Origin of the sequence: Klebsiella sp. 18074, from assembly GCF_902705905.1 — a bacterium.
GTDB classification, from domain to species: domain Bacteria; phylum Pseudomonadota; class Gammaproteobacteria; order Enterobacterales; family Enterobacteriaceae; genus Klebsiella; species Klebsiella terrigena.
In genome coordinates, this window is the sequence record NZ_CACSIS010000003.1 from 120,017 (window position 1) to 137,140 (window position 17,124).

Genomic DNA, 17,124 nt, shown 5'->3' on the forward strand with positions numbered 1-17,124 from the left:
CTAAAACCAGGGACCCGTCGTGACCGACTCGCGCAGCACCAGCGTGCCGGTAAACGGCGGGATCGTTTCGATCGGCTGATGGTTAGCAAGCTTGATCGCCTGATCGATGGCGGTGGTGATCATATTGTCGATGGGCAGATAGACCGTCGACAGGCCCGGCTCCAGCCACTTCGCGCTGGGGGCGTCATCAAAACCAAAGAGCGAAACGTCCTGCGGGATCCGTAGTCCCGCCTGATGCAGCGCTTTTGAGGCGCCGAGCGCCATATCGTCATTACAGGAAAAAAGCGCGCTGAACGGCGTTTTTTCCTCCAGCAGCTCCCGGCACAGCTCGTAGCCGCGGGTCATCGTTGAGTCGCCGTATTTTACTCTCCCCTCATCCCATGCAATGCCATTTTTTTTCAGCGCCTTACGGTAGCCCTGCAGGCGGGCCTTGCCCGTTGGCGTGTGCATGGGGACCGTCAGGCAGGCTATCTCGCGATGGCCCTGGGCAATCAGATAGTTCACCGCCTGGAATGCGGCATCCTCCTGCTCGAAGAAAACGCAGCGCTCGCGCGCGAGGCTGACGTCGCGGTTAATCACCACCAGCGGCATCTCGATGGAGTCGATAAGCGACATGATCTTCTTTTCGCTCATATGACGGGTGTAGAGGATGATGGCGTCGCACTGGCGATCGGCAAGCATCTGCACTGCTTCTTCTTCGCGCTCCGGCGCATCGTGGCCGTCGGTGACAATCAGCTGCTTTCCCCAGGCTTCGGTCTGGCGCGAGGCCTGCTGCAGCAGGCGGCCAAAGTAGAAGCCGTCGAAGGTGGAAACCACCAGTCCGATGCTGTTGCTCGTGCGGTTGGCCAGCGAACGGGCGAGAAAGTTTGGCCGATACCCCAGCTCCTCCATCGCTTTGAATACCTGCTGACGGGTACTCTCTTTTACCTGACCTGTGCCGTTCAACACGCGGGAAACCGTCGCTTTAGAGACGCCTGCGCGAATTGAGACATCCAGCATTGTAGCCATTCATCGATTCCTGATATCACGTGGTGTTTTGCAGTTTATCACAGACATTCAGGGGGATATGACCTCTACGCCGTGCAAAGAACTATCGGGATCACGCTTTTTGCAGGAACTGCGCCGCGGTGAAAGCGATGCCGCTAATGCGGTATGCCAATATGGCGAACATATAAAAATTTGGAATGCCAGATGGGGTGTTGAGATCTGAATCACAGAACTTTTTGCCGCCAGTGACTATTTTTTGGTATGCCAAAAGGTGTTCGGCTGTACACCTGGCGCGCAAAAAGCCCTTAAACCTGAGGTATCCTCTATGGCATTGCAGGAAAAACTGATCGACTCACTGGGGAGTTTCGCCACGAAATTCAACAGCTACCGCTACATCATGGCGATAAAATCCGCCTTTATTACCCTGATGCCGGTGATCATCGTTGGCGCCTTTTCGGTGCTGATCTCAAATATGGTGCTGGATCCGAAGAACGGACTGGCCAGCTTTCAGTCGCTGTCGTTTCTCGCCGCGCTCAAGCCGATTACCAGCGCGATAAACTATGCGACCCTCAACTTCCTCAATATTGGCGCCGTTTTTCTGATCGGCATCGAGCTGGGGCGCATTAACGGCATCAAGAGCCTGTTCCCTGGCCTGCTGGCGGTCATTTGCTTTATCTGCGTCACCCCAACCACCGTTGAGATGATGGTTGACGGCCAGATGCACGTGGTCAAAGATGTGCTGCTGCGCCAGTTCTCAGATACCCGCAGCCTGTTCCTCGGCATGTTTATCGCCATTCTGTCGGTAGAGATTTACTGCTGGCTGGAGACGCGCAAGGGGCTGAAGATCAGAATGCCGGATACCGTGCCGCCGAACGTGGCGGCGTCGTTTTCGGCGCTTATCCCGGCGATTTTTACCACCACCGCCATCGCCACCTTTGGCTTTATTTTCCATCAGCTGACCGGCATGTATCTGTATGATGCGGTCTACCTGGTGGTGCAGCAGCCGCTGGAGCGCGTGGTGCAAAGCCTGCCGGGGATCCTGCTACTGATGTTCGTCGCCCAGCTGTTCTGGGTTATCGGTATTCACGGCAATCAGATGATCAAACCGATCCGCGAACCGCTACTGCTGGGGGCGATCACCGTCAACATGAGCGCCTTTGAGCAGGGAAAAGAGGTGCCGAACATCATTACCATGCCGTTCTGGGACGTCTATATGAGCATCGGCGGCTCGGGGCTGACCATCGGCCTGCTGATTGCGGTAATGATCGCCAGCAAGCGCAAAGAGATGAAAGAGATCGCCAAGCTGTCGATCGGCCCGGGGCTGTTCAATATTAACGAACCGGTCATTTTCGGTATGCCGATCATGCTCAATCCGATCCTCGCGATCCCCTTTATCATCACGCCGCTGGTGACCGGCAGCATCGGCTACTTCGCCACGGCGGCCGGATTTGCCGGAAAAGCGGTGGTGATGGTGCCCTGGACCACGCCGCCGCTGATTAACGCCTGGCTCTCTACCGCCGGTTCGATGGGGGCGGTGGTGACCCAGCTGGTTTGTATCATTACCGCGGTACTGATTTACCTGCCGTTTGTGAAGATTGCCTCCCGCCGCCTGGAAACCGCGCAGCGGCAGGCGGAAAACGCGCAAATAACCGATAACGCCTGAGGATATGATGAGTACAAAAAGGATTGCGATTCCCGACGATTTTATCCTTGGTGCGGCGGCCTCCGCCTGGCAGACCGAGGGCTGGAGCGGCAAGAAAGAGGGCCAGGACTCCTGGCCCGATCTCTGGTACAAACACGATCGCCACGTCTGGCATAACGGCTACGGCCCGGCGGTGGCCACCGATTTTATCAACCGCTTTCACGAGGATGTCCAGCTAATGAAGCTGGCGGGGCTCACCCACTACCGCACCTCAATCAACTGGTCGCGCTTTCTGACCGACTATGAAAACGTCACGGTTGATGAGGAGTACGCGGCCTACTACGATCGGCTGTTTGACGAGCTGCTGGCGAACGGCATCGAGCCGATGATCTGCCTTGAACACTATGAGCTGCCCGGCTACCTGCTGGAGCAGTACGGCGGCTGGGCGGCCAAAAAGGTCGTGGAGCTGTTCGTCCGCTACGCGGAGAAGGTGTTCGCCCGCTATCATCAGAAGGTCACGCGCTGGTTTACCTTCAACGAACCGATCGTCGTGCAAACCCGCGTCTACCTTGACGCGCTACGCTGGCCCTACGAGCAGAATACCGGCACGTGGATGCAGTGGAACCACCATAAGGTGCTGGCGACGGCGAAGGTGGTCAGGCTGTTTCGCGATAAGGGCTATCGCGGGACGGTGGGCTGCATTCTCAATCCGGAGGTGACCTATCCGCGCTCAACGGCGGCTCACGACGTGCGCGCCGCCGAGGTTTACGATCTGTTCTACAACCGTATCTTCCTCGACCCGCTGGTCCACGGCGAGTATCCGCCCGCGCTATTTGCGCTGCTGGCGCAGCACGACGTCGCCTGGGACTATAGCGGCGAAGAGCTGGCGATTATCCGCGACAATACCGTGGATGAGCTGGGCATTAACCTTTACTACCCGCACCGGGTGAAGGCGCCGTCGCGCGCCTGGCACCCGCAGACGCCGTTTCATCCGGCCTGGTATTACGAACCCTTTGAGCTGCCCGGGCGGCGAATGAACGCCTCCCGCGGCTGGGAAATTTATCCGCGTATTGTCTTTGATATGGCGATGCGGATTAAAAATGATTACCGCAATATTCCGTGGTTTATCGCCGAAAGCGGCATGGGCGTTGAAAACGAAGGCCAGTTTCGCAACGACGAAGGCACCATTGTCGACGAGTACCGCATTCGCTTTATCAGCGAGCATCTTTGGCAGACGCTGCTCGCGCGCAAGGCGGGAGCCAACTGTCACGGCTACATGCTGTGGGCGTTTACCGACAACGTGTCGCCGATGAACGCCTTTAAAAATCGCTACGGGCTGATTGAAATCGATCTGCAGAACGGCCGGGCGCGGCGACCGAAGGCTTCCGCCGGCTGGTTTCGCACGCTGCGCGAAAGCCGCGAGTTGACGCTGGATATCGACGATGAGTTGCGCTAGCCCGGCGTAAATTTTGCTAAGATAGCGCCGATATGGATTCACTCGCAGACAAGGCACAGGTGATATTGTGGAGAAGGCTATCATTCCGCCGGAAAAGAAACCCTACCAGGAAATTGGTGATGATTTGCGCGCACAGATTACGCAGGGGCGTTACCCCATCGGGTCGCGGCTGCCGCCGGAACGTAATATCGCCGAAACCTACGGCGTTAGCCGCACCATTGTCCGCGAAGCCCTGCTGATGCTGGAGCTGCAGGGCACGGTCGATATTCGCCAGGGCTCGGGGGTTTACGTGATGCGCATTCCCCACGAGGATGATAGCGAGGAAGAGCAGATGCTGAGCAGCGACGTCGGTCCGTTTGAGATTCTGCAGGCCCGCCAGCTGCTGGAGAGCAATATTGCCGCCTTTGCGGCAAAAATGGCGACGCGCGCCGATATCGACAACCTTAAGCGCATTATCGAGCAGGAGCAGCGGGCGATTGCCGGCAACGACGCCTCCCAGGATAACGCGCGGATGTTTCACTTGGTGCTGGCCGGGGCGACGCAAAACCAGATGCTTCTGGCAACGGTGGAGCGTATCTGGCTGCAGATGGACAGCAGCCCGCTCTGGCAGCAGTTTAACGCGCATATCGCCAGCCGCGCCTATCGCCTGAAGTGGCTCGGCGAGCGGCAGGCGATTCTCGCCGCGCTGCGCCGTCGCGACGTGATGGGCGCCTGGCAGGCGATGTGGCAGCATCTGGAAAATGTTAAAAACAGCCTGCTGGAGCTGTCGGACGAAGACGCGCCGGACTTCGACGGCTACCTGTTTGAGTCGGTGCCGATCTTTCAGGGAAAGCCGGTATGATCATCCTGCCTCTGTACGCCGCGCCGCAGCACGCCCCGCAGGTCACGGAGTGGCTGTGGCAGGCCTTTGGCGGCGAGACGCTGCCGCAGGCGTTTTTTGCCAGCATCGTCGGCCATAGCCAGAAGCCGGGCATGCTGCCGCTGACCTTTATTGCCGTTGAGGGCGAGCTTCTGCTGGGAACGGTGGGGCTCTGGCGCTGCGATCTGATCAGCCGTCAGGACCTGTTTCCGTGGATGGCGGCGCTGTACGTTGCCGAAGCGGCGCGCGGGCAGGGGCTGGCGGGAAAACTACAGCAGCACGTTATCGATTATGCCCGCCTGAGCGGCTATCCGCAGCTGCATCTCTACTCCGCCTGCCGGGATTTTTATGAGCGCTTTGGCTGGCGCTATATCGGCGAGGGCCTCGATTATCCGGCCACCGCCGTGCACCTCTACCGCTACGACCTGTCGTTGTCCGACGGGGCGATCACCGAGTGACGGCGAACCAGCGTCGGGCTGAACAGGTGAGTGATTTCCGGTGGCGGGAGCCTGTCCGCCAGCGCTAGCGCCAGTTCGGCCGCCTGGGTTGCCATGGTCACAATCGGGTAGCGCACCGTAGTCAGCCGCGGGCGAACGTAGCGGGATATCAGCACGTCATCAAATCCAATCAGTGAAATCTCACGCGGCACGTCGATGCCGTTATCGTTCAGCACCCCCATCGCGCCTGCGGCCATCGAGTCGTTGTAGCTGGCAACGGCGGTAAAATTCCTGCCGCGTCCCAGCAGTTCGGTCATCGCCTGCTCGCCGCCGCTTTCATCCGGCTCGGCAAAGGTCACCAACCGATCGTTGATGGCTATGCCGCTCTCTTTTAGCGCGTCGTAATAACCCTGCAGACGATCTTCGGCATCCGAAATCGCATGGTTGGAGCACAGATAGCCGATACGGGTATGGCCCTGCTGGATCAGATGGCGGGTCGCCAGCCAGGCGCCGTAGCGGTCGTCCAGCGCCACGCAGCGCTGCTCGAAGCCGGATAGTATGCGGTTGATAAGCACCATGCCGGGAATTTGCTTCATTAGCCCGGCAAGCTCGTCATCGGGGATCATTTTTGCGTGCACTACCAGCGCCGCGCAGCGGTGGCGGATAAGCTGTTCAATCGCCTGGCGCTCTTTTTGGATGCTGTGGTAGCCGTTGCCAATCAGCAAAAAGTTGCCGGTATGGTAGGCGACCTGCTCGACGGCTTTGACCATGGCGCCGAAAAAGGGATCGGAGACGTCGCCCACCACCAGGCCGACGGTCTCCGTTGACTGCTGCGCCAGCGCGCGGGCGTTGGCGTTCGGGTGGTAGTTCAGCGCTTCCATCGCCGTGCTGACCGACTGGCGGGAAGCCTCGCTGGCTTTCGGGGAGTTGTTGATAACGCGGGATACGGTAGCGACGGACACTCCAGCGAGTCGGGCTACATCCTTAATTGTCGCCATACCAGACCTTTTATAGGGTAAGCGTTTACATTGAGGTTATGTTACGGGAAAGCTCGGCAGATTCAAGGATAAGGGCTAACGGGTTAACGCAAATGTGATGCAGGTTTGCCTTGCTGGTGACAAAGTTACACACAGCCGTCGCGGCGAATGAAACGGCAGGAGGTAAATTCACACCTTTGGTTACACTTTGCGATTAGCTGTTGCGAATGTTCGCTGGTTTCTCCGTTCACTGCATTGATATTCTGGTTATCCCAGAGGTATTGATAGGTGGAGTCGACTTCACGTTGACCACTTTAATTACACCAGCCTGCGCAGATGCGCAGGTTTTTTTTTGCCCGTAGCCAATCAGCCCCGACAGGCGGGCGTCAGCGGGGGAGCGAAGCGCGGACATTTTTCATTCTGCGTGTTCCGGGGCGTGTGCCGTTCACGGCTGTTCCGTACGCCCCGACGATGTTCTCTGCGCCCAGCGCGCCACTAAAAATCGGCAGTTGTCGCGCCGCTATCCGCCGCTGTTACAGTTAGCGAAAATGGTAATAACTGGTTGCACTTAGGCTCATTCCCTTGCGTTTTAACGCTGGCGTCGCGGGGCCAAAAAAACGCACAATCAGGGTCCCAGAGGTATTGATAGGTGAGTTTCTTAAGTACGCTTTTCGTACTGATTATCTTGCACCGGCCTGCGCAGATGCGCAGGTTTTTTTTATTGTGAAAATTCTCCCCCACACTGCTTTCAAACGCCTTCTCGTGTAACCTTCAATGACTTAATAACCGGTCAGATGGAGTTGTTATGCTTTTGGCATTTTTCAGGCTGCTGTTCAAAGGAATGTACCGGGTCAGGTTGACCGGTGACACGCAGGCTCTACATGGCAAAAAGGTCCTCATTACCCCGAACCACGTCTCCTTCCTTGACGGGGTCCTGCTGGCGCTGTTTCTTCCCGTTCGCCCGGTCTTTGCGGTGTACTCCTCCATCAGCCAGCGCTGGTTTATGCGCGCGCTGTCGCCAATTATCGACTTTGTTCCTCTCGATCCGACAAAACCGATGTCGATTAAACACCTCGTGCGCCTGATTGAGCAGGGGCGGCCGGTGGTTATCTTCCCGGAAGGGCGCATCTCGGTGAGCGGATCGCTGATGAAAATCTACGATGGGGCCGCGTTCGTTGCCGCGAAGTCGCAGGCCACCATTGTTCCGCTGCGTATCGAAGGCGCCGAGCTGACGCCGTTCAGCCGCCTGAAAGGGCTGGTCAGACGCCGCCCGTTCCCGCGCATCCGCCTCCACCTGCTGCCGCCGACGCATCTGCCGATGCCGGAAGCGCCGCGGGCCCGCGATCGCCGCAAAATTGCCGGCGAAATGCTGCATCAGATAATGATGGAAGCGCGGATGGCGGTGCGCCCGCGGGAAACGCTGTATGAGTCTCTGCTGGCGGCGCAGGACCGTTTCGGCGCGCGGAAAAACTGTGTGGAAGATATTAACTTCCAGCCGGATACCTACCGCAAGCTGCTGACCAAAACGCTGTTTGTCGCGCGAATTCTGGAAAAATACAGCGCGCAGGGCGAAAAAATCGGCCTGATGCTACCGAACGCCGGGATCAGCGCGGCGGTGATTTTTGGCGCGATAGCGCGCGGGCGTATTCCGGCGATGATGAACTATACCGCTGGAGTAAAAGGCCTCAGCAGCGCGATTACCGCCGCTGAAATCAAAACCGTGTTCACCTCCCGCACCTTCCTCGATAAAGGCAAGCTCTGGCACCTGCCGGAGCAGCTGACCCAGGTGCGCTGGGTATTTCTTGAGGATTTAAAAGGCGACGTCACCGCCGCCGACAAGCTGTGGATCTTCAGCCATCTGCTAATGCCGAAGCTGGCGCAGGTCAGGCAGCAGCCGGAAGATGCGGCGATCGTGCTCTTCACCTCCGGTTCGGAAGGCCACCCGAAGGGCGTGGTGCATAGCCACAAGAGCATCCTTGCCAACGTCGAGCAGATTAAAACCATCGCCGATTTTACCGCCAACGACCGCTTTATGTCGGCGCTGCCGCTGTTCCACTCCTTTGGCCTGACGGTCGGCCTGTTCACGCCGCTTTTTACCGGAGCGGAAGTGTTTCTCTACCCCAGCCCGCTGCACTACCGCGTGGTGCCGGAGCTGGTATATGACCGCAACTGCACGGTGCTGTTCGGCACCTCAACGTTCCTCGGGAACTATGCCCGCTTTGCCAACCCCTATGATTTTTATCGTCTACGCTACGTGGTAGCCGGAGCGGAAAAACTCCAGGACAGCACTAAACAGCTGTGGCAGGACAAATTTGGCCTGCGAATCCTCGAAGGCTATGGCGTAACCGAGTGCGCGCCGGTGGTGTCGATTAACGTCCCGATGGCGGCGAAGGTGGGCACCGTTGGGCGGATCCTGCCGGGAATGGACGCGCGCCTGCTGGCGATGCCGGGTATTGAAGAGGGCGGTCGTCTGCAGCTGAAAGGGCCAAACATTATGAACGGCTATCTGCGGGTGGAAAACCCGGGCGTGCTGGAAGCGCCTGGGGCGGAAAACCAGCATGGCGAAATGGAGAGCGGCTGGTACGACACCGGGGATATCGTCGCCTTCGACGAGCAGGGATACGTGCGTATTCAGGGGCGCGCGAAGCGCTTTGCTAAAATTGCCGGTGAGATGGTGTCGCTGGAGATGGTGGAGCAGATGGTGCTGGCGGTCTCACCAGAGCGGATGCACGGGACGGCCATCAGACAGGATGCCAGCAAAGGCGAGGCCTTAGTGCTTTTCACCACCGATAATGAACTGAATCGCGAAAAGCTGCTGCGCTACGCCCGTGAGCACGGCGTGCCGGAGCTGGCGGTTCCGCGCGACATTCGCTGGCTGAAACAGCTGCCGGTTCTCGGCAGCGGCAAGCCGGACTTTGTCACCCTTAAAAGTATGGTTGAAGAGACGGAACATTCTGATGAGTGAGTCAGTACACACTAACAATTCGCTGTACTCGAAGGGGATGATGGCGGTTATCTGCGCCCAGTTTTTGTCGGCATTTGGCGATAACGCGCTGCTGTTTGCGACCCTCGCGCTGATGAAGCAGCAGTTCTACCCGGAGTGGAGCCAGCCGGTGATGCAGATGCTGTTTGTGGGCGCTTACATTCTCTTTGCGCCATTTGTCGGGCAGTTTGCCGACAGCTTCGCCAAGGGGCGGGTGATGATGGTCGCCAACGGCATGAAGCTGGTGGGCGCCGGCTGTATCTGCTTTGGCGTGAATCCGTTTCTCGGCTACACCCTGGTCGGGATCGGCGCGGCCGCCTACTCCCCGGCGAAATACGGCATTCTGGGCGAGCTGACCACCGGCGATAAGCTGGTGAAGGCCAACGGTCTGATGGAGTCCTCGACCATTGCCGCTATCCTGCTGGGCTCGATGGCGGGCGGCATCCTCGCTGACTGGCACGTGCTGGCGGCGCTGGCCCTCTGCGCGCTGGTCTACGGCGGTGCGGTGGTGGCGAACCTGTGGATCCCCAAACTGCCGGCGGCCCGTCCCGGACAATCGTGGCGCTTTACGCCGATGACCCACAGTTTCTTCAGCGCCTGTAAAACGCTGTGGCGCAACGGGGAGACGCGGTTTTCGCTGGTGGGAACCAGCCTGTTCTGGGGCGCCGGCGTAACGCTGCGCTTCCTGCTGGTGCTGTGGGTACCGGTGGCGCTGGGGATTTCTAACAACGCCATGCCAACCTATCTGAATGCGATGGTGGCGGTGGGGATCGTACTGGGCGCGGGCGCGGCGGCGAAGCTGGTGACGCTGCAAACGGTCTCCCGCTGCATGCCTGCCGGGATTCTGATTGGCGTCGCGGTGATCTTCTTTACCCTTCAGCATGCGCTTCTGCCGGCGTTTGGCCTGCTGCTGCTGCTCGGCGTGTTCGGCGGCTTCTTTATCGTGCCGCTTAACGCCCTGCTGCAGGAGCGAGGAAAGCATACCGTCGGCGCGGGCAACGCGATAGCGGTGCAAAATCTCGGCGAAAACGTCGCTATGCTGCTGATGCTGGGGTTCTACTCGATGGCGGTCAAGGCGGGCATACCGGTGGTTGGCATCGGGGTTGTCTTTGGTGCGGTGTTCGCGCTGGCCATCGCCGCCCTGTGGCTCTGGGGACGGCGGCGCTAGCGAGCCTTGCGCTTAGCGGGCTACGGCGTTGTCCCTGCCGTAGCCCGGAGAGGCCGTTTACGGCGCCGGATAGGTATAAACCCGGTGCACCGCTTCAATCTCCGCCAGCACCTCTTCGCTTAACTCAAGATGCAGGCTTTCCACGTTGGTCTTCAGCTGCTCCAGCGAAGTGGCGCCGAGCAGCGTGCTGGCGACAAACGGCTGGCGGCGCACGAAGGCCAGCGCCATTTGTGCCGGATCGAGGTTATGCCGTTTTGCGATATCGACATATGCCGCGACCGCCAGCTGCGTCTGCTCGCCGCTGTAGCGCGTAAAGCGGCTGAACAGCGTGTTGCGCGCGCCGGCCGGCTTCGCGCCGTTGAGATACTTGCCGGTCAGCGTGCCGAACGCCAGGCAGGAGTAGGCCAGCAGCTCCACGCCTTCATACTGACTCACTTCCGACAGCGCAACTTCATAGCTGCGGTTCACCAGGCTATACGGGTTCTGGATGGTGACGATGCGCGGCAGGTCGTGCTTATCCGCAAGGTGTAGATAGCGCATCACGCCAAACGCCGTCTCGTTGGAAACGCCGATGTAGCGGATTTTGCCGGCGCGCTGGAATTCGGTGAGCGCTTCCAGGGTATCCAGCAGGGTGACCACCGGCGGGGAGTCGGTCCAGGTGTAGCCTAGCTTGCCGAAGCAGTTGGTCGGGCGCTGCGGCCAGTGAACCTGGTAAAGATCGAGATAATCGGTCTGCAGACGCTTCAGGCTATCGTGCAGCGCGTCGCGGATATTTTTGCGATCCAGGACGTGATTCGGGCGGATGCTGCTGTCGTTGTTACGCGCAGGGCCGCTGACTTTGGAGGCGATAACCAGCTTTTCGCGGCTGCCGTGTTTCGCCAGCCAGTTGCCGACGTAGGTTTCCGTCAGACCCTGGGTTTCCGGGCGCGGCGGGACAGGGTACATTTCAGCAACGTCAATCAGGTTGATGCCCTGGCTGACAGCGTAGTCGAGCTGTTGGTGAGCATCGGCCTCGCTATTCTGTTCACCAAAGGTCATAGTGCCCAGCCCCAGCGTGCTGATTTCGAGAGAACTGTGTGGGATACGGTGATACTGCATAGCCGGCTTCCTTTTTTATCGACAAGGTCAGGCTTTCCCCGACAAAGGAGTATCAAAATGGCAGAGGGGAGGAAAAAGAGGAAGTAAAAAGATCAAAAAGCCGGGCTGGTAGGGTCCGCAGGCTGCTGCAGCGGACGTATCAGGTTTACCCGACTCTTTTCTCAATACCGTGATTTGTTGCAGAGGACGCGCTGCCAGGCGATGAGCCGCGGCAATCTTTAGCGCTTAATAATTTGTGAAACGTCGTCACGATTGATCTGCATTTTATTACCCTGCTGATCTTCGTAGCTGATAAGACCGGTATCGTCGTCAACCGCCGGCTTGCCGTCGGTCAAAATCATGCGTCCGTCTTTTGTCGCCATAACGTAATCGCTGCTGCAACCGGAAACCGAGAAGGCCAGTCCTACGGCGGAAATCAACACTGCCCATTTTTTCATCGTTAACACCTCTACTTGATGGTCGCACCTCACACCAGTGTATTAATAGCCTGATTTGTGAGACATAAAAAGCAGTAAAGTCTTAAAAAAGATTGCAGCCCAGGTTTGGGCTGCATTTTTGCGGGCTACAGCGGATTTTTTTTATTACGCAGCAGGTTGAGGCTTTCGACGGCAATCGAGAAGAACATCGCAAAGTAGATGTAGCCTTTCGGGATATGGATACCGAAGCTTTCGAGCATCAGGGTGAAGCCAACCAGAATCAAAAACGCCAGCGCCAGCATTTTCACCGACGGATGGCGGTCAACAAAGTCGCCAATCGAGCGGGCAGCAAACATCATCACCAGCACCGCGATAACCACCGCGGCCATCATGATGAACAGATGATCCGAGAGCCCAACGGCGGTGATCACCGAATCGAGGCTGAAAATGATATCCAGCAGCATAATCTGCACGATGGCGCCCATAAACGAGTGGACGTTGGTCTTCGGCCCTTCCTCTTCCCCCTCGATCGATTCGTGGATCTCTTTACTGGCCTTCCAGATAAGGAACAGCCCGCCGAGCAGCAGGATCAGATCGCGGAAGGAGATGTCGTGGCCGAACGCGCTAAATAGCGGGTTGGTCAGCTTAACGACCCAGGCGATGGAGGCCAGCAGCCCAAGACGCATGAGCATTGCGCCCATCAACCCGATGCGTCGTGCGTGGGCGCGCTGGGCGGTGGGCAGTTTGGCAACAACCAGAGAGAGAAAAATAATATTATCGATCCCGAGTACGATTTCCAGCAGCGTCAGCGTACCCAGCGCCAGCCAGGCGTTAGGATCGGTTATCCATGCAAATAACATTGTTCAAAGTCCTGCAAAAAAGAAAGTCGCAATTATATGCAACCCGGCGGGCAGAACAAAAAATTAATCGTGGTTAAGCAGAAAATGACGGGCCAGCAGGGCGGCGGTAAAGTTTTTCTTCAGGTAGAAACCGCGTGGCAGGGTGAGGATCGGTTCGCCGTGCGCGCCGATAGCCTCGGTTAAGGCTTTACTGTTGGCGGCTTTCGGGCGCAGCTGCAGCACTTCGCCGTGGCGGGCGGTAATACGTTCGACCTGGCCCAGGACGATCAGATCCATTAACTCTTCCCAGTCCATCCGCAGCTGACGATCCTCCTCTTCGTTGGGGGTCCAAAGCAGCGGCGCCCCAACCCGACGCTGGGCGAGCGGGATCGCGCGATCGCCCTCTACCGGCACCCACAGCACGCGCTTGAGCTTATGGCGTACGTGGCTGCTCTCCCAGGTGACGCCGCTGTTGCCGGTGAGCGGAGCGACGCAGACAAAGGTGGTTTCCAGCGGCCGTCCCTGAGCGTCTACGGGGATCGTTTTCAGCTCGACGCCCAGCGCGGCAAAATCTTGCTCGGGCTTACTTCCGGCGCTGGCGCCCAGCCAAATCTCCAGCAGGATGCCCGTCCAGCCTTTATCGCGCTTCAGATCGCGCGGAATCGGAATCCCCGCCAGCGCGGCCAGCTCGCCCAGCGAATAGCCCGCCAGCCGTTGGGCCTGAGCTAAAAGCTGCTGCTGAGTTTGCGGCGGTGCAAGCAGGGGCGAGAGGGCTGGCATAAGATGAAACCTCTGGTTAAAAAGTGAGCGCTATTTTTGTGCGTTGTGGATAGAGTTTACCTTTTCCTGGGTAAGTATGACAATTTGATGATTCATATGACTTTTTTTTTGCTTTTTTGCCACAAAAAAAATTACCGCAGCGGGTTTTCCAGAACTGGTCACTGGCAATGAACAGGATCTTACACCATGTTATCCACAGAAAAGTGGGATAACTGGGGAAAAGCCTCACTACTGTTTCCATTTACAGCCTTGACGTGCGACGAAAATCGAATTTTTAGACAAAATATGCCCGATGAGCTCGCGCAATCTGTGGATAAAACCGACATTGTTCGATCTTTCATCAGTTCCAGGATCGCATGTGTGATGATCATCACGTTATGCTGTAATTCATGAAAATAATGCATTCTAACTTAATGAATATAATGCCATTATTAAATATGGCTACAGGTAAGCGCTTCGGACTACTCCGGGTTTTCCCTGGGTAATTCCATACTTCTTCACAACTCTATCCACAGAAAAAGTGAATAAAATGGTGCTGTGATAGCTGACGCTGTTTATAACTCTGCTGATAACTGTGAGTTATTCAAATGTTATTCGTGAGCCGTGTGGCAACAGAGTGGTTTACCGTTTCCGGCGAGTGTGAAACAATCGTTCACATTGAAGATTATTTTGAGGTAGTCCGGTGATTGATGACGATGGCTACCGCCCAAATGTCGGTATTGTAATCTGTAATCGCCAGGGCCAGGTTATGTGGGCCAGGCGCTATGGCCAGCACTCGTGGCAGTTCCCGCAAGGGGGCATTAATCCAGGAGAATCAGCCGAGCAGGCAATGTATCGGGAATTGTTTGAAGAGGTTGGGCTAAGTCGTAAAGATGTCCGCATTCTGGCCTCTACCCGTAACTGGTTGCGTTACAAATTGCCTAAACGTTTGGTGCGTTGGGATACGAAGCCGGTTTGTATCGGCCAGAAACAGAAGTGGTTTCTTCTGCAGTTGATCGGCAGCGATGCGGAAGTCAATATGCAAACCAGCAGCACGCCCGAGTTCGACGGCTGGCGCTGGGTAAGCTACTGGTATCCGGTTCGTCAGGTGGTATCGTTTAAGCGCGACGTTTACCGCCGGGTGATGAAAGAGTTCGCCAGCGTCACCATGTCGCTGGCCGAAACCGCACCTAAGCCGCAAAGCGCGCCTGCATATCGACGTAAAAGAGGTTAAGCCACGCACATTATGCTCACTCGGTTACGAGAAATCGTCGAGAAGGTCGCGAGTGCGCCGCGTTTAAACGAGGCGCTGGATATCCTGGTCACGGATATCTGCAAAGCGATGGAAACGGAAGTCTGCTCGGTTTATCTGGCCGATCACGACCGACGCTGCTATTACCTGATGGCGACTCGCGGGCTGAAAAAACCTCGCGGGCGCACCGTTGCGCTCGCTTTTGACGAAGGCCTCGTCGGTCTCGTCGGGCGCCTTGCGGAGCCCATCAACCTTGCCGATGCGCATAAACACCCCAGCTTTAAATACATTCCGGCCGTAAAAGAGGACCGCTTCCGCGCTTTTCTTGGCGTGCCGATTATCCAGCGCCGTCAGCTGCTGGGCGTGCTGGTGGTGCAGCAGCGCGAGCTGCGTCAGTTTGATGAAAGCGAGGAGTCCTTCCTCGTAACCCTGGCGACGCAGATGGCCGCCATTCTCTCCCAGTCGCAGCTGACCGCGCTATTTGGCCAGTATCGCCAGACGCGGATCCGCGCGCTGCCCGCCTCATCGGGGGTAGCAATCGCCGAAGGCTGGATGGACGTCAGCCTGCCGCTGATGGAGCAGGTGTACGAAGCCTCGACGCTGGACACGGCTTCCGAACGCGAGCGCCTGACCGGCGCGCTGGAAGAGGCAGCCAGCGAGTTTCGTCGCTACAGCAAGCGCTACGCCGCCGGGGCGCAAAAAGAGACGTCGGCTATCTTTGACCTCTATTCCCACCTGCTCTCCGATGCGCGCCTGCGCCGCGAACTCTTTGCGGAAGTCGACAAAGGGGCCGTCGCCGAGTGGGCGGTGAAAAAAATTATCGAGAAATTCGCCGAGCAGTTTGCGGCGCTCAGCGACGGCTATCTTAAAGAGAGGGCCGGCGATCTGCGCACGCTCGGCCAGCGACTGCTGTTTCATCTTGACGACACCACCCAGGGGCCAAACACCTGGCCGGAGCGCATCGTTCTGGTCGCCGACGAGCTCTCGGCAACGACGCTGGCGGAGGTCCCTCAGGACAGGCTGGTAGGGGTTGTCGTGCGCGACGGGGCGGCAAACTCGCATGCCGCCATCATGGTGCGCGCGCTGGGGATCCCGACGGTGATGGGGGCCGATATTCAGCCTTCACTGCTGCATGGCCACACCCTGGTGGTGGACGGCTACCGCGGCGAGCTGCTGGTCGACCCGGAACCGGCGCTGCTGAAAGAGTATCAGCGCCTGATCAGCGAAGAGAACGAGCTCAGCCGCCTGGCGGAGGACGATCTCGAGCGCGCCTCCGAGCTGAAAAGCGGCGAGCGGGTGAAGGTCATGCTGAACGCCGGCCTGAGCCTCGGCCATGAAGAGAAGCTCGGCGGCTTTATTGACGGCATCGGCCTGTACCGCACTGAAATTCCCTTTATGCTGCAGAGCGGCTTTCCGTCGGAAGAGGAGCAGGTTGCCCAGTATCAGGGCATGCTGCAGATGTTTAACGAGAAGCCGGTTACGCTGCGCACCCTCGACATCGGTGCCGACAAGCAGCTGCCCTATATGCCGATCAGCGAAGAGAATCCGTGCCTCGGCTGGCGCGGGATCCGCATCACGCTCGATCAGCCGGAGATTTTCCTTATTCAGGTGCGGGCGATGCTGCGCGCGAATGCCGCTACCGGCAACCTCAGCATTTTGCTGCCGATGATCACCAGTCTCGATGAGGTCGACGAGGCGCGTCGTTTGATCGACCGCGCCAGCCGCGAAGTTGAAGAGATGATTGGCTACGCCATTCCGCGCCCGCGCATCGGCGTGATGCTGGAAGTGCCGTCGATGGTCTTCATGCTGGCGCAGCTCGCCAGCCGCGTCGATTTTATCTCCGTCGGCACCAATGACCTGACGCAGTACATTCTCGCCGTCGATCGCAACAATACTCGGGTGGCGAATATGTACGACAGCCTGCATCCGGCCGTGCTGCGGGCGCTGGCGATGATTGCCCGCGACGCCGAACGTTTCGGCATCGACCTGCGGCTTTGTGGCGAAATGGCCGGAGATCCGATGTGCGTCACCATTCTGATAGGCCTTGGCTATCGCCACCTGTCGATGAACGGCCGGTCGGTAGCAAGGGTCAAATACCTGCTGCGCCGCATTGATATCGAAGAGGCCCAGGAGCTTTCCCGGCGTAGCCTGGAGGCGCAGATGACGACGGAGGTTCGCCATCAGGTGGCGGCCTTTATGGAGCGTCGAGGGCTGGGCGGCCTGATCCGCGGCGGCCGCTAGTTCTGCCATA

Annotated in this window: 14 protein-coding genes; 8 read left to right on the plus strand and 6 right to left on the minus strand. The window is 58.0% G+C overall.

The window, feature by feature from the left end; genetic code table 11:
- The gene (locus GVK32_RS03885; RefSeq protein ID WP_166646214.1) at window positions 1-999 is read right to left on the minus strand and encodes a LacI family DNA-binding transcriptional regulator; all 999 of its coding nucleotides are present in this window, start codon (window positions 997-999) and stop codon (window positions 1-3) included.
- A gap of 313 nt (window positions 1,000-1,312) precedes the next feature.
- On the opposite strand from GVK32_RS03885, the gene GVK32_RS03890 reads away from it, so the two are divergent.
- From GVK32_RS03890 to GVK32_RS03905, 4 genes are all read left to right on the plus strand, one after another.
- Window positions 1,313-2,650: a PTS sugar transporter subunit IIC gene (locus GVK32_RS03890; RefSeq protein ID WP_159865378.1), complete on the plus strand. Its 1,338-nt coding sequence runs from the start codon at window positions 1,313-1,315 to the stop codon at window positions 2,648-2,650.
- A gap of 7 nt (window positions 2,651-2,657) precedes the next feature.
- Entirely contained in the window at window positions 2,658-4,085 is a 1,428-nt protein-coding gene (locus GVK32_RS03895; RefSeq protein WP_159865381.1) for a glycoside hydrolase family 1 protein, read from the plus strand.
- Between the two features lie 67 nt (window positions 4,086-4,152).
- Window positions 4,153-4,926 (plus strand): GntR family transcriptional regulator, encoded by a 774-nt coding sequence (locus tag GVK32_RS03900; RefSeq protein WP_123708675.1) that lies wholly within the window; start codon window positions 4,153-4,155, stop codon window positions 4,924-4,926.
- Window positions 4,923-5,402 carry a GNAT family N-acetyltransferase gene (locus GVK32_RS03905; RefSeq protein ID WP_159865384.1) on the plus strand — a complete coding sequence of 160 codons (480 nt, stop codon included), beginning with the start codon at window positions 4,923-4,925 and terminating at the stop codon, window positions 5,400-5,402. Before GVK32_RS03900 ends, GVK32_RS03905 begins: the two co-directional genes overlap by 4 nt.
- Here GVK32_RS03905 and galR read toward each other — a convergent pair.
- Window positions 5,363-6,379, minus strand: coding sequence for an HTH-type transcriptional regulator GalR (galR, locus tag GVK32_RS03910; protein ID WP_123708673.1), 1,017 nt, complete (start codon window positions 6,377-6,379; stop codon window positions 5,363-5,365). The genes GVK32_RS03905 and galR overlap by 40 nt on opposite strands.
- A gap of 784 nt (window positions 6,380-7,163) precedes the next feature.
- On the opposite strand from galR, the gene aas reads away from it, so the two are divergent.
- On the plus strand, window positions 7,164-9,323 hold the full coding sequence (gene aas, locus GVK32_RS03915) for a bifunctional acyl-ACP--phospholipid O-acyltransferase/long-chain-fatty-acid--ACP ligase (RefSeq protein ID WP_159865387.1): 2,160 nt from the start codon (window positions 7,164-7,166) through the stop codon (window positions 9,321-9,323).
- Window positions 9,316-10,509, plus strand: coding sequence for a lysophospholipid transporter LplT (gene lplT / locus GVK32_RS03920; protein ID WP_123708671.1), 1,194 nt, complete (start codon window positions 9,316-9,318; stop codon window positions 10,507-10,509). The genes aas and lplT overlap by 8 nt, the downstream gene beginning before the upstream one ends.
- Window positions 10,510-10,566: 57 nt before the next feature.
- On the opposite strand, the gene GVK32_RS03925 is transcribed toward lplT, so the two are convergent.
- From GVK32_RS03925 to mutH, 4 genes are all read right to left on the minus strand, one after another.
- Window positions 10,567-11,607, minus strand: a complete 1,041-nt coding sequence (locus GVK32_RS03925) for an NADP(H)-dependent aldo-keto reductase (RefSeq protein WP_159865390.1) — start codon at window positions 11,605-11,607, stop codon at window positions 10,567-10,569.
- A gap of 218 nt (window positions 11,608-11,825) precedes the next feature.
- Entirely contained in the window at window positions 11,826-12,044 is a 219-nt protein-coding gene (locus GVK32_RS03930) for a YgdI/YgdR family lipoprotein (protein WP_004867116.1), read from the minus strand.
- 125 nt (window positions 12,045-12,169) lie between these two features.
- Window positions 12,170-12,883, minus strand: coding sequence for a TerC family protein (locus GVK32_RS03935; RefSeq protein WP_041147038.1), 714 nt, complete (start codon window positions 12,881-12,883; stop codon window positions 12,170-12,172).
- Between the two features lie 63 nt (window positions 12,884-12,946).
- Entirely contained in the window at window positions 12,947-13,642 is a 696-nt protein-coding gene (gene mutH / locus GVK32_RS03940) for a DNA mismatch repair endonuclease MutH (RefSeq protein ID WP_132512963.1), read from the minus strand.
- A 682-nt stretch (window positions 13,643-14,324) separates the two neighbouring features.
- Here mutH and rppH point away from each other — a divergent pair.
- Complete coding sequence (gene rppH, locus GVK32_RS03945) at window positions 14,325-14,855, plus strand: RNA pyrophosphohydrolase (protein WP_041147036.1); 531 nt, start codon at window positions 14,325-14,327, stop codon at window positions 14,853-14,855.
- A gap of 12 nt (window positions 14,856-14,867) precedes the next feature.
- Window positions 14,868-17,114: a phosphoenolpyruvate--protein phosphotransferase gene (gene ptsP, locus GVK32_RS03950; protein ID WP_041147035.1), complete on the plus strand. Its 2,247-nt coding sequence runs from the start codon at window positions 14,868-14,870 to the stop codon at window positions 17,112-17,114.
- Window positions 17,115-17,124: the final 10 nt, after the last annotated feature.